Raw genomic sequence first — 23481 nt, forward strand, 5'->3', positions numbered from 1 at the left:
GGCGTAAACCCCTTGATCATGCGGGGCGGGTTGGCGGTATCGTCCGGGGCGATGTTCACCGGAACCGCGGTCTTCGACCTGCTGCTGCCGGGCGACTCCCGGTCGCTCAAAGCCAAGAGATCATATGTACGGCCGATCGTGGCGGCGCTGCGCCGCTTCGAGGTGTCGGCCGCCGAGGTGGGTGCGCTCGACCTGCATGGTCGAGCGCAGCTGGCGGTGGCCGTGGTGGCCGCCGAGACGGCGCATGTCCGCGAGGTGCTCGACTCCTGTGAGCGGCTGGTGGCCAATCGCCCCGAGGTCGAGTTGTTGTCGGTTCGACGCCGGCTCTACGGCGTGGACGACGACTGACCATGGTGCCGGCTGTGCCGGGCGACCGGAGCGGCCCCGAAGGTAATGTTCGAGATGTTGGCCGGTCGGCCGGCGGCCTCCGGGCCGCCGGGTCGACCGGAAGCAGGACGCCGTGGAGGTGGCGAGATGTCTGATCCGGCCAAGGTACGCCGGCACGCGGAACGGGTGCGTGAGCTGGTCGCGTCGGTGGTGCGGAGCCAGATCAAGGACCCGCGGCTCGGGATGATCACCATCACCGATGCCCGGATTACCGCTGACCTGCGTGACGCGACGGTCTTCTACACAGTGCTCGGTGACTCGGTGGCCCAGGCGGACACCGCGGCGGCGCTGGAGAGCGCCAAGGGGCTGCTGCGCAGCACTGTCGGCAAGGCCCTCGGGCTGCGCCACTCGCCGACCCTCACGTTCGTCCTCGACGACGTGCAGGACCAGGTCAAGCACATCGACGACCTGCTCGCCGCCGCCCGCAACGCCGATGCCGAGGTGCAGCGGCTCGCCGCCCAGGCGAAGTACGCGGGCGAGGCCCAGCCGTACCGGGTGGACGACGAGACCGATGAGACGGACGAGACCGAGGAGGCCGACGAGGCCACCGACGTCAAGGAGACCCCGCGGGGTGGGGAAACGCGGTGAGCAACACCGCCAGCGCCCCGTTCGCCGGGGCAGCCGGGCTCGGCCCCGCCGATGCGGACTGGGCCGCGGCCGAGGCGTTGGTGCGGGCTCTCCCGCCGACCGCCCGGGTGCTGCTGATCTGTCACATCAATCCGGACGGCGACGCGCTGGGCAGCATGCTCGGCTTCGGTCTGGGCCTGCGGCAGTTCGGCGTACGCGACGTGCAGGCGACCTTTCCCGGGCCGCCGGAGCTGCCGGAGCCGTTGCGGGGGCTGCCCGGGCTGGACCTGCTGGTCCCGGCGGACGCCGCCGACCCGGCACCCGATCTGGTGATCTGCTTCGACGCGGCGAGCGAGTCGCGTCTCGGCGAGTTGGCCGGGCGGTTGTCGTCGGCGGGTGCGGCGCTGGTGCTCGACCATCACGCCTCCAACCCCGGTTTCGGCACCGTCAACCTGGTCGACCCGGGTGCGGCGGCCACGTCGGTGGTGGCTGAGCAACTGCTGGCCCGGCTCGGGGTGGTGGTGGATCCGGCCATCGCCGAGTGCCTCTACGTGGCGCTGACCACGGACACCGGCTCGTTCCGGTTCGAGGCGACCACTCCGGCGGTGCATCAGATGGCCGCCCGATTGTTGGCGACCGGCATCTCGCCGGGTGACATCTCCCGGCGGGTCTTCGACACCCGGCCCTTCGGCGCGGTCCGCCTCTTCGGTGAGGTGCTCGGCCGGGCTCGACTGGAGCCGGCCGCCGCCGGTGGTCGGGGCCTGGTCTGGACCTTCGCCACCCTTGACGACCTGGCCCGGCACGACCAGCGGCCGTACGTGCTGGAGGCGCTGATCGACTCCGTGCGCTGCACCGCCGAGGCGGATGTGAGCTGTGTGGTGAAGCAGACCAGGCCCGCCGAGTGGGCGGTGTCGATGCGCAGCAAGGGCGCCGTGGACGTCAGTCGGGTCGCGGTGGCGCTCGGCGGTGGTGGGCACACGTTCGCGGCCGGGTTCACCGGTCGGGGCACGGTCGAGCAGGTGGTCGAGTCGATTCGCGGTCAGCTGGACGCGGCGCTGATCGGCTGACGCCGGCTTCGGCCGCCATCGATCCGTCGGTCTGGAAGATCAGGGTCAGCTCCGGGGAGTGTTGGTCTTCCCGCGTTCCGTGATACCGGGAAGAATTGCGGGATGGAGCAGCCGCACGACCTCACCGTGGAGGCCCCCCGCGCCTGGGACCGGCCCGCCGTCTCCGTTCCCGTCCTCGTCTGCCTGTCGCTCGTCGGTGGCCGGTTCGCGTCCTTCTCCACCGAGGCGAATCTGTTCACCCTCGGGACGGGTGGGGTGCTGATCTGGCTCGGTCTGAGCAACCGGGTGCCCCGCCGGCCGGCGCCGCGCCGGCTGGGCGCGGGGGCGGCCTGGTGGGCGGTGCCGGTGGTGGTCTTCGGGGTCTTCGAGGGCGTGACCTTCGTGCTGGCTGCCGGCGATGACTTCCCCACCTTCTCCCGGTTGGCCGATCCTCTCCTGGAGGATCAACTGACCCGGTCGGCAGCCTGGTTCGCCTGGTTGGCCGCCTTCTGGGGGCTGGTGCGGCGATGATGCGCGCGCTCGCGATCGGCGGCTTCGTCGCCGCCCTGGTCCTCTTCGCGGTGGTCGAGTGGATGGCCCGGCGGGAGGGGTCGCGGATCCCCACCCTCGGCGAGGTCTGCGCCTATGTGATGCGTTACGAGGTCGGTTCGGTGCCGGTGGGCCGGATCGGTCTGTTCGGGTTCTGGTGGTGGCTGGGCTGGCACTTCCTGGCTCGCTGAACCGGGCTGCCGACCGTCCAAATGGCGGGAACCGTAAGCAGTATGTGGACCTGAACGATAACTTGGGAGAGGGCCGGTGCCGCCTGGCGGTGCAGGTCATGGGCGGTGGTGCCACACCCCGTGCCGCCTCCCTCCAGGGTCGGATCGACCCGGGCTCACGCTGCCCAGTCGGCTGCTCCGGTAACCCCGGACCGCCGTGGGGCGCTCAGCAGGACCGCCCGTGAGGGCCGCCGCGTGTCGGCGGCTCACGCCCTGGGAAGAGGAGCGCCACCATGCCGAACAAGCCCAAGCCCGAGACCACCACCGACGACGCCCGCGAGCAGGCCCGCCGCGCGCTGCAGACGTCGATGGACACCCGTCAGTGACTCGTCTCCACCGGTGGTGACGCCGCCGGCACGCCGCGCCGACGACGTCACCGTCCGGCCACCAGTGCGGGGCGAGTCGTTCAGGACAGGAACGTGTCCAGGGCCGCCTCGATGGTGCCGGAGTCCGGCGTCGCGTACGCCCTCATGGTGGTCTTGTCGTACGAGATGAAACTCGGGCACCTGTTCGTCGGGGCGGTCACGGTGCCGCCGTCGCCGATCTTCTCGGCGGTCCTGGCCGCGTAGAAGGTCAGGGTGTAGCGCGACGAGACGTAGTCGACGGTGACCTGCTTCTCCGCCTTGTCCTTGTACTGACACTTCTTCGGGGCGCCCTGGCTGCCCTGGTCGAACTTCAGGCAGCCGACCACCGACACCTTCTGGTAGTCCGCGCCCTTGGCGTAGTAGGACTTGTCCGAGGGGACGTACGTCGACGACCAGGACGTCGGCCGGTCGGGGTTGTTCGAGAACGTGTAGGCCTTGGCGCCGGCCGGGCCGCTGTAGGGCGCCGCGTTCAGGATCGGGCTGCCCTCGCAGACGTTCGCCAGGTCGCTGGAGTAACGGGCGGTCATCGAGTTGTTGTTCGGTGGATCCGCCTGCCCCGGCGTGGGGACCGTCCCCGTGCCCGGCTTGCTGCCGGTGCCCGACGTGGGGGTGGAGGACGTGTCCCGGGCGGGCTCGTCGTCATCGTAGGCGAGCAGGATGCCGATCCCCGCGCCGCAGATGGCGAGTATGACGACCACCGCGCCGGCGACCAGCCCGATGATCAGGCCCTTGTTCGACTTGTCCGGCGCCGGCGCCAGTGGTGTGCCGTAGTACGGCTGGGGTGGTGGCTGTCCGTACGGCGGGTAGCCGCCCGGCTGCGGAGCCGGCGGGCCGCTCCAGGGGGTGACGTTCGGGTCGGGCGGAGGGTAACTGTCGCTCACTGTGATAAGGCCTATCGCTGTCGTGGTGCCCCCCGCGTGGGAGCCTCGGACAGGGTAGTGAGCGCCGCAAACCGGGATGCCGGCGACATGGAGCGCAGCAGGGCCTCGATCCTCGGTGACGTCCGGGGAGCCGGTCGAGTGGTTGGCCCGTAAGTCGCCACCGACCTTGTGCTCCTTACCGCAGCCGTGCCAGGATCGGCGGCGATGAACCACGCCACCACCGCTCACCGCCCCGCCTCGCCTCGGCGGATCGCCGCGCTCGCCCTGCCGGCCCTCGTGGTGCTCGCCGCCGAGCCGCTGTACGTGCTGGTCGACACCGCAGTGGTCGGTCACCTCGGCCGGGTGCCGCTCGCCGCGCTCGCCGTCGGCGGCACGGTCATGACGCTCACCGCCTGGGTCGGCACCGTGGTCGCCTACGGCACCACCGGCCGCGCGGCCCGCCGCTTCGGCGCGGGTGATCGGGCCGCTGCGGTCGCCGAGGGCGTCCAGTCGTCCTGGTTGGCGTTCGGTGTCGGTCTGCTGATCGCTATCGGCATGCAGGTCGGCGGCGGCGCGCTCGCGCGTACCCTCGCCGGTGGTGGTGGCGAGGTCGCCGACGCCGCCGCCCAGTGGTTGCGGATCGCGGCCCTCGGCGCCCCCGGTCTGCTGCTCGCCGCCGCCGGCAACGGCTGGCTGCGCGGCGTGCAGGACACTCGCCGCCCCCTGTACTTCGTGCTCGGCCCCAACCTGCTCTCCGCGCTGCTCTGCCCGCTGCTGGTCTATCCCGGCGGGCTGGGTCTGGTCGGCTCGGCCGTGGCGAACGTCGTCGCGCAGACGCTCTGCGGGGTGCTCTTCGCCGTCGCCCTGGTCGGTGAGCGGGTGTCGCTGCGACCCCAACCTCGCGTGATCCGGCAACAACTGGTGCTCAGCCGGGACCTGCTGATCCGTGGGCTGGCGTTCCAGGCCAGCTTCCTGTCCGCGACCGCCGTCGCCGCCCGCTTCGGCGCCGCCGCCGTGGGTGCCCACCAGATCGCCCTGCAACTCTGGTTCTTCACCGCGCTGGTGCTCGACGCCCTCGCCATCGCCGCGCAGTCCCTGGTCGGGGCCGCGCTCGGCGCCGGCGACGACGCGGGTGCGCGGGCGCTCGCCCGCCGGGTCGGGCTGCTCGGCGGCGTCTGCGGCGTGGGCTTCGCGCTGCTCGTCGCCGCCGGCGCGGGCGTGGTGCCGTCGTGGTTCAGCTCCGATGCGGGGGTACGCGAGCAGGCCATGGTGGCCTGGCCGTGGTTCGTCGTCATGCTGCCGCTGGCCGGGGTGGTGTTCGCCCTCGACGGCGTGCTGATCGGTGCCGGCGACGTGCGTTACCTGCGCAACCTCACCATCGTGGCGGCTCTCGGCGGCTTCCTGCCGGCCATCTGGCTGGCGTACGCGCTCGACCTCGGGCTGGGCGGCATCTGGGCCGGGCTCACAGTGTTCGTGGTGATCCGGCTGGTCGCCCTGCTGCTGCGACTGCGCAACGGCAGGTGGGCGGTGACCGGCGCGGTCCGCTGACCGGTCGCCGGGGCCCGCCGGTCAGCAGCGCATGGTGGTCGGCGCGGGCGCGCCAAGGTCGAAGATGGTGCCCGGGTCACCAGCGGGTATCCGCTTCCCGTGCAGGGCAGCCAACCAGTACTGCTCGCGGACCCAGCCGTCCCGCAGTTGAGCGCAGTCCGCGTTCCAGGTGATGGCCTCCGCTGAACCGAGCCACAGACCTTTGGAGGACGCCTGCACGTCGTCCGGGTGCGGCACCTGCCAGACCACCCGGTCGCGGAGTGCCACCACAGCGGCTCCGGCGGGGGCCCGCGGGTCCACGTTGAACGGGTACGCCCACACGAACTCCGTGGAAACCTCCAACAGTCGGATCCCCTTCTCCTCGGTGGTGGCCCGGTAACTGATCCGGCCGGCGGCTCGCGCGCCGGGCTGCCACTGCGACGGCGACGCCATCCGGGTCGCGTATCGAAGGAAGCTGTTGCTGGTGAAGTCCGGCCGGAGCCGCTCGCGGGCGTCCGGGGCGAGCAGCGCCAGGAACGGCTCGGGATCACCCATCAACATCGAGGTGTCGAGCCGGCTCTTGATCAACGCCTTGCGTACCGACTCCAGTGCGGTCCGCACCTGGGCCGCTGTGAACGGCCCGGTGGCCTTGGCCGCCGGCATCCGCACGCCCTCCTCACCCGGCGCGAAGGAGGCCGCTGGCGACCCGGCAAACAGGTCGCGTGGCTCGCCGACCCTGCTCACCGGCGGGGTGGGGCTCGCCGTGGGGCTCGCCGAGGCGGATGCGGAGACACCATCGGCAACTCGACCGACCAACACCACCCCGCCGACGACCATCAGCACGGTCAGCACCAGGCCGAAGCCGAGCAGTAGCGCCCCGTTGTGCCGGGCCGAGAAGAAGCGGACCCGGTCCCACCCGGTGGGCTGGTGCTCGGTCTGCGATGCCCGCAGCCAGTCCGGTAGCTGCACCGGGTTGACCTGCGCCACCGCGGCGGGCGGCGGTGGTGGGTCGACCGGGTCCGTCGGTGTGGTGCTCTCCATGGTTCCTCCGTCAGTATTCGCCGCTGGTGGCCAGCGCGAGCAGGTAGTAGGTGCCGGTCACCAGGGCGGTCCCGAGGACGACTGCCACGACGAACGACAGCACGGCGACGAGGTGCGGATGCGACTCGCTCCATCTGCTCCGGCCGCGCCAGTGCCACACCGCCCGGCGGGCGGCCCGGAGCGCCGGCCGGCCCTCGATCAGGTCGTCGACGTAGCGCGCCGGGGTCCGCCGCTTCGGCGTCGGCTGCCGCATCCACTGCGGTAGGTCGACGCGAGCGCGGTGCTCGTGGCCGGGAGGTCGGTCGAAGGTCATCGGCGGTCCTGGTCCCTTGGCGACGGCATCGGGCGGATGATCTTCGCATCCATGACGGTCGGTCGGCTGCCCCACTCGACCTTCCGTCGAAATGGACGCCCCCTCCCGACAGGCCGGCTCAGACCCCGTGAGTGGAGGCTGCGGTCACGACGGGCCTGCCCACGCACTGCGGGGTGGGTGGCATCTGGCAGGCTTGGCCGACGTGAGCACCGATGGTCTGATCGTGGTCGACAAGCCCGGCGGCATGACGTCGCACGACGTGGTGGCGCGCATCCGCCGACTGGCGAAGACCCGACGGGTCGGGCACGGCGGCACCCTCGACCCGATGGCGACCGGCGTGCTGGTGATCGGTGTCGGCCGGGCCACCCGGCTGCTGACCTACGTGATCGGCGCGGGCAAGAGCTACACCGGCACCATCCGGCTCGGCCAGACCACAGTCACCGACGACGCCGAGGGCGACGTGACCGCCACCGTCTCGGCCGGGCAGGTCACCGACGACGCGATCCGGTCGGCGCTGGCCGGGCTGAGCGGCGAGGTCGACCAGGTGCCGAGCGCGGTCAGCGCCATCAAGATCGACGGACAGCGGGCGTACAAGCGGGTCCGCGACGGGGAGAGCGTCGAGCTGCCGGCGCGGCGGGTCACCATCTCCCGGTTGGAGGTGCTGGCGATCCGTCGCACCGAGCCGGACGTGGTGGACGTGGACGTGGACGTGACCTGCTCCTCCGGCACGTACATCCGGGCCATCGCCCGGGACGCCGGCCTGGCGCTCGGCGTCGGCGGGCACCTCACGGCGCTGCGGCGCACCGCTGTGGGTGGCTTCACCCTCGCCGAGGCGGCGACGCTCGACGAGTTGGAGCAGCGCGCCCCGGACGTGGTGAACCTGCCACTGGACGCGGCGGCCGACCGGTTCTTCGCCCGTCGGGAGGCCACGCCGGACGAGGCCCGGGTGCTCGCCCACGGTGGGCCACTGGACCCGACCGGCCTCACCGGGCCGTACGCCGTCTTCGGGCCGGCCGGCGGCCTGATCGCTATCGTCAGCGAGCGGGACGGACGGGCCCGCGCGGAGATCGTGCTCGCACCGGCCTGACAGCGCAGCGCAGGTCCGCCGGCCCGCAGCCGGCGGTGTCGACCCGCCGGCCGGCGGGACAGCAGAGAGGAACGGCATGCAGCGGTGGCGGGGCTACGACGCGGCGCCCGGCGGGTGGGGACGCTCGGTGGTCACCATCGGCGTCTTCGACGGCGTGCACAAGGGGCACCAGGCGACGATCGGGCACACCGTGGCCCGGGCCCGCGAGTTGGGCGTGCGGTCGGTGGTGGTCACCTTCGACCCGCACCCGGCCGAGGTGGTCCGCCCCGGTTCGCACCCGGCGGTGCTCACCGAGCCGGCCCGTAAGGCCGAGCTGATCGAGGCGCTCGGCGTGGACGTGCTCTGCGTGGTGCCGTTCACCCCGGAGTTCTCCCGGGTACCGGCCGAGCAGTTCGTGCACGACGTCCTGGTCGAGCACCTGCACGCCGCGTTGGTGGTGGTCGGCAGCAACTTCCGCTTCGGGCACCGGGCCGCCGGCGACGTGGCGTTGCTGGAACGGCTCGGTCAGACGTTCGGCTTCGGCGTGGAGGGCGGCCCGCTGGTCGCCGAGGCCGGCACCGTCTTCTCCTCCACCTACATCCGATCCTGCGTGGACGCGGGTGACGTGGGCGCGGCAGCCGCGGCGCTGGGCCGCCCACACCGGGTGGAGGGCGTCGTGGTCCGCGGCGACCAGCGGGGCCGGGAGCTGGGCTTCCCCACCGCCAACCTGCTCTGCCACCGGTACGCGGCGGTGCCCGCCGACGGCGTGTACGCGGCCCGGCTGATCCGCCGCGGTCAGCACGAACCGCTGCTGGCGGCGGTGTCGGTCGGCACCAACCCGACCTTCTCCGGCCGGGAGCGGCGGGTCGAGGCGTACGCGCTGGACTTCTCCGGTGACCTGTACGGCGAGCGGCTGGCCCTGGACTTCGTGGCGCACCTGCGTGGTCAGATCCGGTACGACTCGATCGAGCCGCTGATCGCCCAGATGAATCAGGACGTCGAGCGCACCCGGCGCGTACTGGCCTGATCGTGGCGGGGTGACGGGCCGCCACCGAGGCCCTTCGCCGGGTGTTACCGGCGAGTGCTGGTAGTCTTGCCGGGACGTCGGGTGACCGGCGTGGGGCCTCGCGTGCCTGCTCGACGCCGCGGGTGCGAGGTACCGGTCCGTTCCCGGTCCATCGGGACGACGGACACCCACTTGATCAACCCATCGAAACAGGGAGAACATGGCGCTCGATCAGGAAGCCAAGGCCAGCATCCGCGCGGAGTACGCGACCGCCGAGGGCGACACCGGTTCGCCGGAGGTCCAGGTCGCGGTCCTCACCAAGCGGATCGCCGAGCTGACCGAGCACCTGAAGGTGCACAAGCACGACCACCACAGCCGCCGTGGGCTGCTGCTGCTGGTCGGCCGGCGCCGTCGGTTGCTCAACTACGTCCAGAAGAAGGACATTGCCCGCTACCGGTCGCTCATCGAGCGGCTCGGTCTGCGCCGGTGACGTGACGGGGGAGTGGCCGGACGGCCGCTCCCCCGTACCGCGTCCCACCTGAGGAAACACGGGCCGCGCGACCACCCGAGAGGGAGCCGGTCAGCGTACCGGTCTCCGGTAGTGGCCCCCGGGAACCCCGGCATCATGCCGGCCACCCGGGCGCTTCGATCGAAGACCGGCCGGCTGAGCAGCTCCCCGATGTCGTGGGCCCACGACGCGAAGGAGCACGACAGCACATGACCGAGACCAAACTCGGCACCGAATCCCGCACCGCCGTGATCGACAACGGGTCCTTCGGCACCCGCGAGATCACCTTCTCCACCGGTCGGCTGGCTCGCCAGGCCGCCGGTTCCGTCATCGCCCAGCTGGGCGAGACGGTTGTTCTCTCCGCCACGACCGCCGGTAAGCACCCGAAGGAGCAGTTCGACTTCTTCCCGCTGACCGTCGACGTCGAGGAGCGGATGTACGCCGCGGGCCGCATCCCCGGCTCGTTCTTCCGCCGTGAGGGTCGGCCCAGCGAGGACGCGATCCTCACCTGCCGGTTGATCGACCGGCCGCTGCGCCCGTCCTTCGTCAAGGGCCTGCGCAACGAGGTCCAGGTCGTCGAGACCATCCTCGCGCTCGACCCGCAGCACCCGTACGACGTCGTGGCGATCAACGCCGCCTCGATGTCGACCAAGCTCTCCGGCCTGCCGTTCTCCGGCCCGATCGGGGCGACCCGCGTCGCCCACATCGACGGCCAGTGGGTCGCCTTCCCGACCCTGGAGGAGCTGGCTCGCGCCACCTTCGACATGGTCGTGGCCGGCCGCACGCTCGAGGACGGCGACGTCGCGATCATGATGGTCGAGGCCGAGGCCACCCCGAACGCCGTCGCCCTCATCTCGGCCGGTGCCACCGCCCCGACCGAGGAGGTCGTCGCCAGCGGCCTGGAGGCCGCCAAGCCGGCGATCCGTGAGCTGTGCCGCGCGCAGAGCGAGCTGGCCGAGGTCGCCGCGAAGCCGGTCACCGAGTTCCCGGTCTTCCTGGACTACCAGGACGACGTGTACGACGCCGTCTCCGAGCTGGCCCGCGCCGACGTGGCCGAGGCGATCACCATCGCCGGCAAGGCCGACCGCGAGGAGGCCCTGGACCGGGTCAAGGCCCGGGTCGCCGAAGAGCTGGGCGCTCGGTTCGAGGGTCGGGAGAAGGAGCTCAGCGCTGCCTTCCGGTCGCTGACCAAGTCCGAGGTGCGCAACCGCGTGCTGCGCGAGCAGGTCCGCATGGACGGGCGTGGCCCGCGCGACATCCGTTCGCTGACCGCCGAGGTCGGCGTGCTGCCCCGGGTGCACGGTTCGGCGCTGTTCGAGCGGGGCGAGACCCAGATCCTGGGCGTCACCACGCTGAACATGCTCCGCATGGAGCAGATGGTGGACACGCTGTCCCCCGAGAACCGCAAGCGCTACATGCACAACTACAACTTCCCGCCGTACTCGACCGGTGAGACCGGCCGGGTCGGCTCGCCGAAGCGTCGCGAGATCGGCCACGGCGCCCTCGCCGAGCGCGCGCTGATCCCGGTGCTGCCGTCGCGCGAGGAGTTCCCGTACGCCATCCGGCAGGTGTCGGAGGCGCTCGGCTCCAACGGCTCCACCTCGATGGGTTCGGTCTGCGCGTCGACGCTGGGCCTGCTCTCCGCGGGTGTCCCGCTGAAGGCGCCGGTCGCCGGCATCGCGATGGGGCTCATCTCCGACGAGGTGGACGGCAAGACCCAGTACGTGACGCTGACCGACATCCTCGGTGCCGAGGACGCGTTCGGTGACATGGACTTCAAGGTCGCCGGCACGCCGGAGTTCGTCACCGCGCTCCAGCTCGACACCAAGCTCAACGGCATCCCGTCGGACGTGCTGGCCGCCGCGTTGCAGCAGGCGAACGAGGCCCGGCAGATCATCCTCGGGGTCATGAAGGCGGCGATCGAGGCTCCGGCCGAGATGTCCGACTACGCGCCGCGAGTTACCACCGTCAAGATCCCGGTGGACAAGATCGGCATGGTGATCGGCCCGAAGGGGCAGACCATCAACGCGATCCAGGACGAGACCGGCGCCGAGATCTCCATCGAGGACGACGGCACGATCTACGTCGGCGCCACCAACGGCCCGTCGGCCCAGGCGGCTGTCGACCGGATCAACGGCATCGCCAACCCGACGCTGCCGAAGCAGGGCGAGCGGTTCCTCGGCACGGTGGTCAAGACCGCCGCGTTCGGCGCGTTCGTCTCGCTCCTGCCGGGCCGTGACGGCCTGCTGCACATCTCCAAGGTGGGCGACGGCAAGCGGGTCGAGCGCGTCGAGGACTTCCTCAACGTCGGTGACCGGGTCGAGGTCGAGATCGCGGACATCGACGCCCGCGGCAAGATCTACCTCGACAAGGTCCGCCCGGAGGGCACCGAGGCTCCGGCCGCCGGTGAGGCCGCCGCTGGCGACCGGCCGGCTGGTCGGGACCGGGGCGACCGGGCTCCGCGTGACCGCGGCGACCGTGAGCGTGGCGGCGACCGTGGCGGTCGTGGCCCGGAGCGCGGCGGCGAGGGCGGCAACGGCGGCGGCGGCGAGGGTGGCGAGGGCGGCGAGCGTCCGCGCCGTCGGACCCGGCACAGCTGACCGTCGTACAACGCATCACCCACCCCTCGTCGAACCGGGAGCAAGTCGTGAGTCGGGCCATCAGCGCGCCGTTTCCACCGGATCGACGGGGGGTGGCCCCGTCTCGGGACACCGGGGCGGGCCGCTCCGGCGGCACCGCCCGCGCGGTGACCCGGACGCTCAGCGACGACCCGCTGGGCGGCACGGTACGTCGTACCGTGCTGCCCAGTGGTCTGCGCGTCCTCACCGAGGCGATTCCGGCGATGCGCAGCGTCTCGTTCGGCATCTGGGTGGCGGTCGGCTCGCGTGACGAGACCGGCCCGCAGGCCGGTGCCGCGCACTTCCTCGAGCACCTGCTCTTCAAGGGCACCCACAAGCGCACCGCACTGGAGATCTCCTCGCAGATCGAGGCGGTGGGTGGCGAGACCAACGCCTTCACCACGAAGGAATACACCTGCTACTACGCCCGCGTGCTGGACGAGGACCTACCGCTGGCGATCGACGTGATGTGCGACCTGGTCGCCGACTCGCTGTTGGAGCCGGCCGACGTCGAGACCGAGCGTGGCGTGATCCTGGAGGAGATCGCCATGCACGACGACGAGCCGGGTGACGAGGTGCACGACCTCTTCGTCCAGGCCGTCTACGGCGATCACCCGTTGGGCCGGCTGATCTCCGGCACCGCGGAGACCGTCACCCCGATGACCCGGCGGCAGATCCAGACCTTCTACCGGGGTCGCTACACCGCGCCGCAGATCGTCATCGCCGCCGCCGGCAACCTCGACCATGCCGCGGTGGTCAAGCTGGTCCGTCAGGCCGTGCGCGGCACCCCGCTGGACAGCGACCCGGCCAGCCCGGCGCCGCACCGCGCGGCGACCCCGGCGGTACGCACCAAGCCGGTGACCACTGTGGTGGAGCCGAAGGAGACCGAGCAGGCACACGTCATCCTCGGTTGCCCCGGGATCGACCGGCTCGACGACCGGCGGTTCGCCCTCGGGGTGCTCAACAACGTGCTCGGCGGCGGCATGTCCAGCCGCCTGTTCCAGGAGATCCGCGAGCAGCGTGGCCTCGCGTACTCGGTCTACTCCTACGCCAGCCAGTACGCCGACACCGGCCTGTTCGCCGTCTACGCCGGCTGCGCGCCGGGCAAGGTGGACGAGGTGCTGGCCCTGACCCGCGCCGAGCTGGCCCGGGTGGCCGCCGACGGGTTGACCGAGGCCGAGGTGGCGCGGGGCAAGGGGATGAGCAAGGGCTCGTTCGTGCTCGGCCTGGAGGACACCGGTTCCCGGATGAGCCGGCTGGCCAAGGGTGAGCTGCTCTACGGCGACCTGATGCCGGTCGACGAGCTGCTCCGCCGGGTCGACGAGGTCACCGTGGAGGACGTGAACGTCCTCGCCGCCGAGCTGCTCAGCCGGCCGATGTCGCTGGCCGTGGTGGGCCCGTTCGGCGCCGGCGACTTCGCGGTCTGAGGTCTGCCGCCCGGCCCGGTCGAGGTGCCCCGGTTGGGCGTCCCGGCCGGTGGAGCACAGCCGATCCGGCCGGAAGGGCCCGTCCCGATTGGGATAGGTTGTGCCCCGTGACTGACGAGCAGGGAAAGACCCCGGCCCAGCAGCTGCGGGTCGGCGTGTTTGGTGCGCGCGGCCGGATGGGCGTCGAGGTCTGCAAGGCGGTCGACGCCGCCGACGATCTCACCCTGACCGCGGCGATCGACCAGGGCGACAGCCGCTCCGCCGTCTCCACCGCCGAGGTGGTCGTCGACTTCACCACCCCGGACGTCGTCATGGACAACCTCCAGTGGTGCATCGAGCAGGGCATCAGCGCTGTGGTCGGCACTACCGGCTTCACCGAGCAGCGGCTGGCGCAGGTGCGCGGCTGGCTGGCCGACAAGCCCGAGGTGGGCGTGGTCATCGCGCCGAACTTCGGTATCGGCGCGGTGCTGATGATGCAGTTCGCCGCGCGGGCCGCCCGACACTTCGAGTCCGTCGAGATCATCGAGCAGCACCACCCGCGCAAGCTGGACGCCCCGAGCGGCACCGCCACCCACACCGCCCGGCAGATCGCCAGGGCCCGCGCCGAGGCCGGGCTCGGCCCGGTCCCGGACGCCACGAAGGACGAGGTGCCGGGTGCGCGCGGCGCCGAGATCGACGGGGTACGCGTGCACGCGGTGCGCGCCACCGGCCTGGTGGCCCACCAGGAGGTGCTGTTCGGCGGCACCGGCGAGACGCTGACCATCCGGCACGACTCGTACGACCGGGTGTCGTTCATGCCGGGTGTGCTGCTGGCCGTCCGCGCGGTGCGCAACCGCCCCGGCCTCACCGTCGGCCTGGACGCCCTGCTCGACTGACCGGCCCCTTTCTCCCGCGTCCGCCCGCCGACCAGCCCACAACACCGCCCAGCGCAGTATTCCGTTCCGCGCTGACGGAAAGTGCCCAAGATCTACGGGCGCGGGCCGGGTAGCATCCGCCGGATGATCGATGCGGGACACCTGGACCGGGCCGGGCGGCGAGTCACGCTGCGGCCGGTCGACGACGACAACTGGCGGGCGGTGGCCGACGTCGCCCCGCGTGACGACCAGCGCCGGTTCGTGGCCGCGCTGGGCGCGCGCTATCTGCTGCTCAGCATGCGCTCCGAGGTGTGGAACTCGCTGGCCGTGTACGCCGACGAGACCGTCGTCGGCCACGTCATGTGGGGCGTGGACGACGACGGCTCGCACTGGATCGGCGGAATGCTGATCGACGCTGCCGAGCAGGCCCAGGGCGTTGGCCGGGCCACCGTGCAGACGCTGGCCCCCTGGCTGGCGGCCCGAGACGGCAACCCCCCGGTCCGCCTGTCGTACCACCCCGACAACACCAAGGCCGCAGCCCTCTACACCTCCCTGGGCTTCCACCCCACCGGTGCCATGGACGACGACGAGCTGATCGCCGAACGAACCCCCTGAACCCCGCGATCTTGCACTTTCTGTCGCGACACAAGGCGCATCACCCGCATCTCAACGACCGAAACCGCAAGATCGCCGGGCTGGTTGGGTCTGACCCGCGTCGGGGCCGCCACACCGGTTCACTCGGCCGGTACCTTCTCGGTCGGCACGCCCACGTGCAGGCGCACCTGAGGCACCAGCATGTCGTCGACGTCCAGCGCCCGGGCCGCGCCGTCGGGCTCCCACCCGGTGCTGGTCAGGAACTTGCGGGTCGCCTCGTCACCGTCGAACGCCCAGGCCACCGCCCGACTCATCCCGTCCTCCCGCCACAGGTCGACGGTGGCCGCGAGCAGTCGACTGCCGTGCCCGCGCCGGCCCCACCGCGGCTCCACCAGCAGGTCGGTCACCGCCGCCACGTCCGGGCCGAGCGCGTCGGCCGGCTCACCCGGGGCCAACGCCTCGGCGTCGGCCGGGCCGGAGGCGGCGAACCCCACCAGATACGATTGCTCGGCCTGTTCGACGGCGACCAGCACCCGGTGCGCGCCCGAGGGCGGCTCCAGCACCGCGGCGCTCCACCGCCGGGCGAGGAACGCCTCGTCCAGGTTGTCGAGCACATGCCGAGGCAGGATCCGGCGGTACGCGACCCGCCAGGTCGCGAGTTGGATGCGTGCGATCTCGCCGGCGTCCTCGGGACGCGCCGGGCGGACGTACCCGAGAGCCATGGGACGGAAGCCTACGCAGGGCGAGGGAGACGACGGTGGCGCAGGGTGCCAACAGGACGACCGCGCAGGTCGTCGGGGTGGTGGTGCTCGCCGCGGCGGTCACCGGGTTCCTCGCCGTCGCCGCCGTCCGGCACGGGTTCTTCGACCTGAAGGTCTACTACGGCGCGTTGACCTGGTGGGTGCACGACGGCGGGGAGATCTACGACTACCTCAAGCCGGGCACCCAGTACGGCTTCACCTATCCGCCGTTCGCCGCGCTGGTCATGCTGCCGATGGCGTACCTGCCGTGGACGGCCGCGATCGTGGTGAGCGTGCTCGCCAGCGTGGCCACCACCACCGTGCTGATCTGGTGGCTGGTCGACCCGATCGCCCGCCGCGCCGGCTGGACCCGGTGGTTCGCCCTCGCCGTGGCGCTCTGCCTGGCCGCCGCGTTCGAACCGATGCGGGAGACGGTCAACTTCGGCCAGGTCAACACGCTGCTGCTCTTCCTGGTGGCGGTGGACCTGCTGCGGCTGCTGCCGGCCGGCAACCGGTGGACGGGGGTGGGCATCGGCCTCGCCACGGCGATCAAACTGACCCCTGGCGTGTTCATCGTCTACCTGCTGGTGACCGGGCGGTGGCGGGCGGCGCTCACCGCCAGCGGCACCGCCGCCGGGGTGTCGCTGCTGGCCGCCGCGCTCTTCCCGGACGCCTCGCGGGAGTTCTGGACCGAGGCGCTGTGGAACACCGGACGGGTGGGCGAGTTGGCCTTCGTCTCCAACCAGTCGCTGCGCGGGGTGGTCGCCCGGCTCGACCCGGAGCACCCGAGCACCCTGCTGTGGCTGGTGCTGGTGCTCGGCACCCTGGCGCTCTGGGCCTGGCGGTCCCGGGCCGCCGTCGCGGCCGGCGACGAGGCGACCGGCCTGGCGCTGACCGGCGCGGTGATGTGCCTCGTCAGCCCGGTCACCTGGGTGCACCACCTGGTCTGGCTGCTGCCCGCGTTGATCCTGCTGGTCGACAACGCGATGGCCGCGCCGGCCGGCCGCCGACGGCAGGTCCTGCTGCTCGCCGCGACCATCGGGTACGCGTTGCTGATCAGCCGGACCGTCTGGCTCTGGGAGAAGGACTTCACCGGCGTCGACGGCTTCCTGGGCAGCAACGCCTACGTGTGGGTCAGTCTGGCGCTGCTGGCCTTCCTGCCGATCCGCCGGTGGCTGACCCCGAACGGGTCAGCGGTCGAGACGTCCGGCGTACCGCAGCTCGACCAGCCCGACCGGCGCGCCCCCACCGGCCAGCGGCACCTGGTAGGTCGACCGCTCACCGTCCGCTGACAGGCCGGCGCGCTCGCAGAACCGCCGGGCCCGCCGGTTGTCCGCCAGCACCCACGCCCGGTAGCCGGCCCAGCCCCGCTCGGTGAGCCCGCTGCGGGCGGCGTCCAGCAACGCCGCAGCGGTCCCGTCACCCCAGTGGGCCGGCTCCACGTAGAGCGCCACCACCTCGCCGACCGTCGGGTCCAGGTCGTCCCGGTCCTGGTTGCGGCGGTACGGCCCGAAGGTGGTGAAGCCCACGACCAACCCGTCCACCTCGGCGAGCAGGGTGATGAACGGGTGCTCCGGATCGGCGGTGCCGACGTCGCGACGACGCTGCGCCCAGGCCACCACGTTGAGCCGCCCCAGCACCTCGTCGGGCATGAAGCCGGCGTAGCCCGCCTGCCAGCCGTGCACGTGTACCCGGGCGACCGCCTCGGCGTCGTCCGGCTCCTCCCGACGGATGGTCAGCATTGCACCGTTCTATGCCCCGTTGGTCGTCACGTCCAGCTTCCCGCACCGGCGTCGTACCGATGAATTAAGGTCGCCGACGATGATCGCACCGGAATCGCTCTCGCTCGCCCAGGCCCGCCGCGTGGCGCTCGCCGCCCAGGGCTTCGCCGACCCGGCGCCCACTGGCGTGCCCACCCGCCGGCACCTGCGTCGCGTGCTGGGTCGGGTCGGGCTGATCCAGATGGACTCGGTCAACGTGCTGCAACGGGCGCACTACCTGCCGCTCTACAGCCGGCTCGGGCCCTACCCGACCACGTTGCTCGACCAGGCCGCCTACCGGCGCCCCCGTGAGCTGTTCGAATACTGGGGCCATGAGGCGTCGCTGGTCCCGGTGGAGCTGCACCTGATGCTGCGCTGGCGGATGGCCAGGGCGCACAGCGAATCCTGGGGCGGCATGCGGCGGATCGCCCAGGAGCAGCCGGAGCTGGTCGCCTGGGTCCGGGACGAGGTGGCCGTCCGGGGGCCGCTGACCGCCGCCGAGATCAAGCACGACGCGCCCCGGGAGACCGGCAACTGGGGTTGGAACTGGTCGGCTGTCAAGCGAGCGTTGGAGTTCCTGTTCTGGGCCGGGGAGGTGGCCGCCGCCGAGCGCAGCACCTCCTTCGCCCGCCGCTACGACCTGCCCGAGCGGGTGCTGCCCGCGAGGGTGCTGGCCGCGCCCACCCCGACCGACGCCGAGGCGTACCGGACGCTGGTGGCCCTCGCCGCGCGGTCCCTAGGGGTCGCCGCCGAGCCGGAGCTGCGCGACTACTTCCGGTTACCGCTGGCCGGCGCCCGACAGGCCGTCGCGGAGCTGGCCGAGGCCGGTGAGCTGGTGCCGGTCACCGTGGCGGGCTGGCGACAGCCGGCCTGGCTGCACACGTCCGCCCGGCTGCCCCGCTGGGTTCGGGGCAACACACTGGTCAGCCCCTTCGACCCGCTGATCTGGGAACGGGCCCGCACCGAGCGGCTGTTCGACTTCAGCTACCGGATCGAGATCTACGTCCCGGCGCCACAGCGGGTCTACGGCTATTACGTGTTGCCGTTCCTGCAGGGCGACCGGTTCACCGCCCGGGTCGACCTGAAGGCCGATCGGAAGGCCGGGGTGCTGCTGGTGCCGGCCGCCTGGCTCGAACCCGGCGCCGACCCGGGGGAGACCGCGGTCGCGCTCGCCGCCGAGCTGTACCGCCTCGCCGGCTGGCTCGGCCTGGACGCGGTGGCCCCGCCGGCAGCCGGCGATCTGGCCGGTCCGCTCACCGCCGCGTTGGCCGGCGTGTCCGGTGTACCGTGAGCGCGTGACGAGCGCTCCCGGACCGGTCGATCAGCCGCACCCAGCCCCCGGCGCGGTCCACACGGCGCCGGCCGACGGTGACACGGCTCCCGGTGGCCTCAATTACGGTGGCGCGGGTCCGGAGGGTTGGCCGACGACACCGCCGGGTGGCTACCCGGCGCCTGAGCCGGACCGGCTCACCCGGTTCGTGCTGCGGCTCTACGAGCGTTCCCCGCGCTGGGCGGTGCCGCTGGCCGCGGTCGGCTGCGTCGCCGTCGGCATGAGCTACGCGCTGCTCAGCAACCCGACCTACGCCGACCCGGACGCCGCGCCCACCTGTCTGCTCAAGTTGACCACCGGGCTGGACTGCCCGGGCTGTGGTGGCACCCGAGCGCTCTGGTACGTGCTGCACGGCGACCTGCCGGCCGCCGCCCGGCACCACTTCCTGTTCGTCTTCGCGTTGCCGTTCCTCGCGTACCTCTTCGTGGCCTGGGCGGGGAACCAGGCGTTCGGGTGGCGACTGCCCGAGCTGCGGATCAGCTCGAAGGTCATCGGCGGTTTCCTGGCCGCGTGGCTGGCCTTCTCGGTGCTTCGCAACCTGCCCTGGGCGCCGTTCACCTCGCTCTACGTCTGACCGCCCCGCCCCGCCCGCCCCGCCTCGCCCCGCTGTGCTGCCGTCTGACGCGCCGCTGCCTGGCGCGCCAGTGCGCGACCTGCCGCCGCCCGACGGGCCGGTGCCCGGGTGCGACCGGCATGCGTTGTTCGAGCGTCCTTTGGAGCTGATTCGTTTACGACATCACGGGCCTCCTCCGGCGCCCACCCGAGTCCGGGGCGCACGACGGCCGACGTACCTGGCCCCGAGAGCGCGCTCGATCCTGGATGTAAGAGCGCGCTCGATCCTGGATGTAGTGGAGTCGGGCGCGATCGATGCCACTACATCCAGGATGTTGCGCGATCTTGCGGGTGCAGCGGCTGCCGAACCGCTCGGGCCCCGGTCGCTCGGGCCCCGGTCGCTCGGGCCTCGGTCGCCGGCTCGGGCGGCCCACCCGCCGGGGGTGATGTCGCCAACGATTCAGCTCCAAAGGACGCCGATGGATCTGTCCGCCCCGGCCCCGACGACGATCCCCGGCACCCGGCACCCGGCACCCGGCCGACGCCCCCAGGCTGTCGGCCTGGTGCGTCGGCGGGTTCGGCGCTGGCTGAGTGATCGACATTGCACGGGGCGCGCCTGAGTTGGGTCGGGCGGCACCCCACCACTAAAGTCCCAGGAATGCCGGACATGGTGCAGCCCCAGGTCAAGTTGATCGCGTGGACCCAATTCGCGGCCCCGGACGACGTGCCGTGGTCGACCGACGCGGAGGGCGGCCAGGCGCTCGCCGAGTTCGCCGGTCGGGCCTGCTACCAGTCGTGGAAGAAGCCGAACCCGGCGACCGCCACCAACGCCGGCTACCTGGCGCACATCCTCGAAGTGGGCCACCTGAGCGTGCTGGAGCACGGGTCGGTCACCTTCTACTTCACCGGGGTGTCCCGCTCCTTCACCCACGAGCTGATCCGGCACCGGCACTTCTCGTACTCCCAGCTGTCGCAGCGTTACGTCCCGGAGCGGGACGCGGCCATGGTCGAGCCGGCCGTCATCGCCGATGACCCGGAGCTGCACAAGAAGTTCGTGGAGGCCGCCGAGGCGAGCGTTCGGGCGTACACCGAGTTGCTGGAGGGCCTCGAGCAGCGCTTCTCCGACGAGCCCAACCCGACGCTGCGCCGCAAGCAGGCCCGGCAGGCGGCCCGCGCGGTGCTGCCCAACGCCACCGAGACCCGGATCGTGGTCTCCGGCAACTACCGGGCCTGGCGGCACTTCGTGGCGATGCGGGCCACCGAGCACGCCGACGTGGAGATCCGTGAGCTGGCCGTGGAGTGCCTGCGCCAGCTCCAGGGGGTCGCCCCGAACGTGTTCGCCGACTTCGTGATCACCACCCTGCCGGACGGCACCGAAGTGGCGGCCAGCCCGCACGAGGCGTCCTGAGCCCTTCCCCGGCGGGCCTCGGCTGGTCGTCCGCTAGGTTGGAGGGTATGACGCACGACCACCTCGACGCCGCGGCCCGACCGGCGTCCCGCCCGTTCGGCCGGCTGCTCACAGCCATGGTGAGCCCGTTCGCCCCCGACGGTTCCCTCGATCTCGACGGCGCCGCCCGGCTGGCGAGCCACCTGGTCGACGAGCAGGGCAACGACGCGCTGGTGGTCAATGGCACCACCGGCGAGTCGCCGACCACCACCGACGTGGAGAAGGAACACCTGATCCGAGCCGTGGTGGAGGCCGTCGGTGACCGCGCCAAGGTGGTCGCGGGCGTTGGCACCAACGACACCCGGCACACCATCGAGCTGGCCGCCGCCGCCGAGAAGGCGGGTGCGCACGGCCTGCTGGTGGTCACCCCGTACTACAACAAGCCGCCGCAGAGCGGGTTGCTGCGACACTTCACAGCGGTGGCCGACGCCACCGGCCTACCGGTGATGCTCTATGACATTCCGCACCGCTCCGGCGTGCCGATCGACACCGAGACGTTGGTCCGGCTCGCCGAACACGGCCGGATCGTCGCGGTCAAGGACGCCAAGGGCGACCTGACCGCCACCAGCTGGGTCACCAGCCGGACCACCCTCGCCTTCTACAGCGGCGAGGACGCCCTCACCCTGCCGGCGCTGGCCGTCGGGTGCGTGGGCGTGGTCGGCACCTCGACGCATTTCACCGGGGCGCTGACCGTACAGATGATCGAGGCGTACGACGCGGGGGACATGCCGACCGCGCTGGCCCTGCACCGGCGGCTGCTGCCGCTGTTCACCGGCATCTTCCGTACCCAGGGCACCATCCTGGTGAAGGCGGGCCTGGCGTCGCTGGGCCTGCCGGCCGGCCCGGTGCGACCCCCGCTCGTGGACGCCACCGACGACGAGATCGCCCAGCTGCGCGCGGACTTCGCGGCAGCGGGCCTGGAGCTGCCCGAATGAACGAACGACACGATGGACGTCGAGTAACGGCGTCGCAGAATGAGGTGGACGCGTGACCGAGGCGCACATCGAGGCGGAGCTACCCCCGCCGCTGCCGGAAGGTGGCCTGCGGATCATCCCGCTCGGCGGGCTCGGCGCCATCGGTCGGAACATGACCGTCTTCGAGTACGACGGCAAGTTGCTGATCGTCGACTGCGGGGTGCTTTTCCCTGACGTCGAGCAGCCGGGTGTGGATCTGATCCTGCCCGACTTCGGTCCGATCCTGGACCGGCTGGCCGACGTCCAGGCGATCGTGCTGACGCACGGTCACGAGGACCACATCGGCGCGGTGCCGTACCTGCTCGCCCACAAGCCCGACATCCCGCTGGTCGGCTCACAGTTCACCCTCGCCCTGGTCGAGGCGAAGTTGGCCGAGCGGCGGATCCAGCCGTACACGCTGACCGTGCGGGAGGGCGGCCGCGAGCGGCTCGGCCCGTTCGAGTGTGAGTTCTTCGCTGTCAACCACTCGATCCCGGACGCCCTCGCGGTGGCCATCCGCACCCCCGCCGGCCTGGTGCTGCACACCGGCGACTTCAAGATGGACCAGCTGCCGCTGGACGGCCGGATCACCGACCTGGCCGGTTTCGCCAGGCTCGGCGCCGAAGGCGTCGACCTGCTGCTGTCCGACTCCACCAACGCGGAGATCCCCGGATTCGTCACCCCGGAGCGGGAGATCGGCCCGGTGCTCGATTCGATCTTCGCGAAGGCCAAGGGTCGGATCATCGTGGCCTCGTTCGCCTCGCACGTGCACCGCGTGCAGCAGGTCTTCGACTCCGCCGCCGAGCACGGTCGCAAGGTCGCGCTGATCGGCCGGTCCATGGTCCGCAACATGGGCATCGCCCGGGACCTCGGCCTGCTCAACATCCCGACCGGCCTGGTCATCGGGATCGAGGAGGCGACCACGCTGCCGCCGGAGCAGATCGTGTTGATGTCCACCGGTTCCCAGGGTGAGCCGATGAGCGCGCTGGGCCGGATGGCCAGCGGCGACCACCGGCACATCACCATCGCCCCCGGTGACACGGTCGTGCTGGCCTCCTCCCTGGTGCCCGGCAACGAGACCTCGGTCTACCGGGTGATCAACCGGCTCGCGCGGGCCGGCGCGGTGGTCGTGCACAAGGACGTGGCCAAGGTGCACGTCTCCGGGCACGCCCCCGCCGGGGAACTGCTCTACCTGCTCAACGTGGTCCGGCCCAGCAACCTGATGCCCGTGCACGGCGAGTGGCGTCACCTGCGCGCCCACGCCCGGCTCGGCATCGAATCCGGGGTCGCCGCCGACCGGGTGGTGATCTGCGAGGACGGCGACGTGGTCGACCTGGTCGAGGGCCGCGCCACCCTGGTCGGGCACGTGAAGAGCCGGTACGTCTACGTGGACGGCCTCGCCGTCGGTGACGTCAGCGAGTCGCTGCTCACCGAACGGCGGATCCTCGGTGACGGCGGTTTCATCGCCACCACAGTGGTCGTCGACTCGGTCACCGGCAAGGTGGTCGCCGGCCCGACGCTCTCCGCGAAGGGTTTCTCCGAGGACCCGGAGGCGTTCAACCCGGTGGTGCCGCTGGTCACCGAGGCGCTCAACCGGGCGGCGGCGGACGGCATCACCGACCCGCACCAGCTTCAGCAGATCGTCCGGCGGACCGTGGGGCGGTGGGTCAACGACAAGTACCGTCGTCGGCCGATGATCGTTCCCACCGTCGTCGAGGTCTGAGCAACTCCCGCTGACGCC

General features: G+C 71.8%; 24 protein-coding genes. 19 read left to right on the forward strand and 5 right to left on the reverse strand.

Annotated features, from left to right (window positions below):
* Nucleotides 1-51: 51 nt before the first annotated feature.
* The 5 genes from PSH03_RS17290 to PSH03_RS17310 all read left to right on the forward strand — a co-directional run bounded on the left by PSH03_RS17290 (nt 52) and on the right by PSH03_RS17310 (nt 2740).
* A complete protein-coding gene (locus PSH03_RS17290; RefSeq protein WP_091400377.1) occupies nt 52-348 on the forward strand; it encodes a DUF503 domain-containing protein in 297 nt (98 codons plus the stop codon).
* A gap of 126 nt (nt 349-474) precedes the next feature.
* The gene (rbfA, locus tag PSH03_RS17295; RefSeq protein ID WP_210784726.1) at nt 475-975 is read left to right on the forward strand and encodes a 30S ribosome-binding factor RbfA; all 501 of its coding nucleotides are present in this window, start codon (nt 475-477) and stop codon (nt 973-975) included.
* Nucleotides 972-2021: a DHH family phosphoesterase gene (locus tag PSH03_RS17300; RefSeq protein WP_238689758.1), complete on the forward strand. Its 1050-nt coding sequence runs from the start codon at nt 972-974 to the stop codon at nt 2019-2021. Before rbfA ends, PSH03_RS17300 begins: the two co-directional genes overlap by 4 nt.
* Before the next feature lie 102 nt (nt 2022-2123).
* Entirely contained in the window at nt 2124-2531 is a 408-nt protein-coding gene (locus tag PSH03_RS17305; protein WP_210784728.1) for a hypothetical protein, read from the forward strand.
* Entirely contained in the window at nt 2531-2740 is a 210-nt protein-coding gene (locus PSH03_RS17310; RefSeq protein WP_210784746.1) for a DUF6186 family protein, read from the forward strand. Before PSH03_RS17305 ends, PSH03_RS17310 begins: the two co-directional genes overlap by 1 nt.
* Nucleotides 2741-3185: 445 nt before the next feature.
* Here the strand turns inward: PSH03_RS17310 and PSH03_RS17315 are convergent, their stop codons facing one another.
* A complete protein-coding gene (locus tag PSH03_RS17315) occupies nt 3186-4025 on the reverse strand; it encodes a hypothetical protein (RefSeq protein ID WP_210784729.1) in 840 nt (279 codons plus the stop codon).
* Between the two features lie 204 nt (nt 4026-4229).
* Here PSH03_RS17315 and PSH03_RS17320 point away from each other — a divergent pair, with 204 nt between their 5' ends.
* Nucleotides 4230-5552 (forward strand): MATE family efflux transporter, encoded by a 1323-nt coding sequence (locus PSH03_RS17320; RefSeq protein ID WP_238689759.1) that lies wholly within the window; start codon nt 4230-4232, stop codon nt 5550-5552.
* A 21-nt stretch (nt 5553-5573) separates the two neighbouring features.
* Here the strand turns inward: PSH03_RS17320 and PSH03_RS17325 are convergent, their stop codons facing one another.
* Nucleotides 5574-6572 (reverse strand): hypothetical protein, encoded by a 999-nt coding sequence (locus PSH03_RS17325; protein WP_238689760.1) that lies wholly within the window; start codon nt 6570-6572, stop codon nt 5574-5576.
* 10 nt (nt 6573-6582) lie between these two features.
* A complete protein-coding gene (locus PSH03_RS17330; protein WP_238689761.1) occupies nt 6583-6885 on the reverse strand; it encodes a hypothetical protein in 303 nt (100 codons plus the stop codon).
* A gap of 202 nt (nt 6886-7087) precedes the next feature.
* On the opposite strand from PSH03_RS17330, the gene truB reads away from it, so the two are divergent.
* The 7 genes from truB to PSH03_RS17365 all read left to right on the forward strand — a co-directional run bounded on the left by truB (nt 7088) and on the right by PSH03_RS17365 (nt 14979).
* On the forward strand, nt 7088-7972 hold the full coding sequence (truB, locus tag PSH03_RS17335; RefSeq protein WP_372494783.1) for a tRNA pseudouridine(55) synthase TruB: 885 nt from the start codon (nt 7088-7090) through the stop codon (nt 7970-7972).
* A 76-nt stretch (nt 7973-8048) separates the two neighbouring features.
* Entirely contained in the window at nt 8049-8978 is a 930-nt protein-coding gene (locus PSH03_RS17340; protein ID WP_210784734.1) for a bifunctional riboflavin kinase/FAD synthetase, read from the forward strand.
* A 199-nt stretch (nt 8979-9177) separates the two neighbouring features.
* A complete protein-coding gene (rpsO, locus tag PSH03_RS17345; RefSeq protein WP_030337594.1) occupies nt 9178-9447 on the forward strand; it encodes a 30S ribosomal protein S15 in 270 nt (89 codons plus the stop codon).
* Nucleotides 9448-9674: 227 nt separating this feature from the next.
* Nucleotides 9675-12065, forward strand: a complete 2391-nt coding sequence (locus PSH03_RS17350) for a polyribonucleotide nucleotidyltransferase (RefSeq protein WP_210784735.1) — start codon at nt 9675-9677, stop codon at nt 12063-12065.
* A 47-nt stretch (nt 12066-12112) separates the two neighbouring features.
* Nucleotides 12113-13510, forward strand: a complete 1398-nt coding sequence (locus PSH03_RS17355) for a M16 family metallopeptidase (RefSeq protein WP_210784736.1) — start codon at nt 12113-12115, stop codon at nt 13508-13510.
* Between the two features lie 107 nt (nt 13511-13617).
* Nucleotides 13618-14385 (forward strand): 4-hydroxy-tetrahydrodipicolinate reductase, encoded by a 768-nt coding sequence (gene dapB / locus PSH03_RS17360; RefSeq protein WP_210784737.1) that lies wholly within the window; start codon nt 13618-13620, stop codon nt 14383-14385.
* 123 nt (nt 14386-14508) lie between these two features.
* Nucleotides 14509-14979, forward strand: coding sequence for a GNAT family N-acetyltransferase (locus PSH03_RS17365; protein WP_238689762.1), 471 nt, complete (start codon nt 14509-14511; stop codon nt 14977-14979).
* Between the two features lie 119 nt (nt 14980-15098).
* On the opposite strand, the gene PSH03_RS17370 is transcribed toward PSH03_RS17365, so the two are convergent.
* Nucleotides 15099-15680, reverse strand: a complete 582-nt coding sequence (locus PSH03_RS17370) for a GNAT family N-acetyltransferase (RefSeq protein ID WP_210784739.1) — start codon at nt 15678-15680, stop codon at nt 15099-15101.
* A 35-nt stretch (nt 15681-15715) separates the two neighbouring features.
* Between PSH03_RS17370 and PSH03_RS17375 the strand changes: the two genes are divergently transcribed.
* Complete coding sequence (locus PSH03_RS17375; RefSeq protein WP_210784740.1) at nt 15716-16990, forward strand: glycosyltransferase 87 family protein; 1275 nt, start codon at nt 15716-15718, stop codon at nt 16988-16990.
* Here the strand turns inward: PSH03_RS17375 and PSH03_RS17380 are convergent.
* The gene (locus PSH03_RS17380; protein WP_238689763.1) at nt 16889-17440 is read right to left on the reverse strand and encodes a GNAT family N-acetyltransferase; all 552 of its coding nucleotides are present in this window, start codon (nt 17438-17440) and stop codon (nt 16889-16891) included. The two genes, PSH03_RS17375 and PSH03_RS17380, sit on opposite strands and share 102 nt — an antisense overlap.
* A gap of 79 nt (nt 17441-17519) precedes the next feature.
* On the opposite strand from PSH03_RS17380, the gene PSH03_RS17385 reads away from it, so the two are divergent.
* The 5 genes from PSH03_RS17385 to PSH03_RS17405 all read left to right on the forward strand — a co-directional run bounded on the left by PSH03_RS17385 (nt 17520) and on the right by PSH03_RS17405 (nt 23463).
* Nucleotides 17520-18749 (forward strand): winged helix-turn-helix domain-containing protein, encoded by a 1230-nt coding sequence (locus PSH03_RS17385; protein ID WP_238689764.1) that lies wholly within the window; start codon nt 17520-17522, stop codon nt 18747-18749.
* Between the two features lie 4 nt (nt 18750-18753).
* Nucleotides 18754-19362: a DUF2752 domain-containing protein gene (locus PSH03_RS17390; protein ID WP_238689765.1), complete on the forward strand. Its 609-nt coding sequence runs from the start codon at nt 18754-18756 to the stop codon at nt 19360-19362.
* Between the two features lie 645 nt (nt 19363-20007).
* Complete coding sequence (thyX, locus tag PSH03_RS17395) at nt 20008-20748, forward strand: FAD-dependent thymidylate synthase (RefSeq protein ID WP_210786506.1); 741 nt, start codon at nt 20008-20010, stop codon at nt 20746-20748.
* A 47-nt stretch (nt 20749-20795) separates the two neighbouring features.
* A complete protein-coding gene (dapA, locus tag PSH03_RS17400; protein ID WP_238689766.1) occupies nt 20796-21722 on the forward strand; it encodes a 4-hydroxy-tetrahydrodipicolinate synthase in 927 nt (308 codons plus the stop codon).
* 52 nt (nt 21723-21774) lie between these two features.
* Nucleotides 21775-23463, forward strand: a complete 1689-nt coding sequence (locus PSH03_RS17405; RefSeq protein WP_238689767.1) for a ribonuclease J — start codon at nt 21775-21777, stop codon at nt 23461-23463.
* Nucleotides 23464-23481 lie beyond the last annotated feature (18 nt).

It is taken from the genome of Micromonospora salmantinae (genome assembly GCF_022230905.1).
Lineage (GTDB): Bacteria > Actinomycetota > Actinomycetes > Mycobacteriales > Micromonosporaceae > Micromonospora > Micromonospora salmantinae.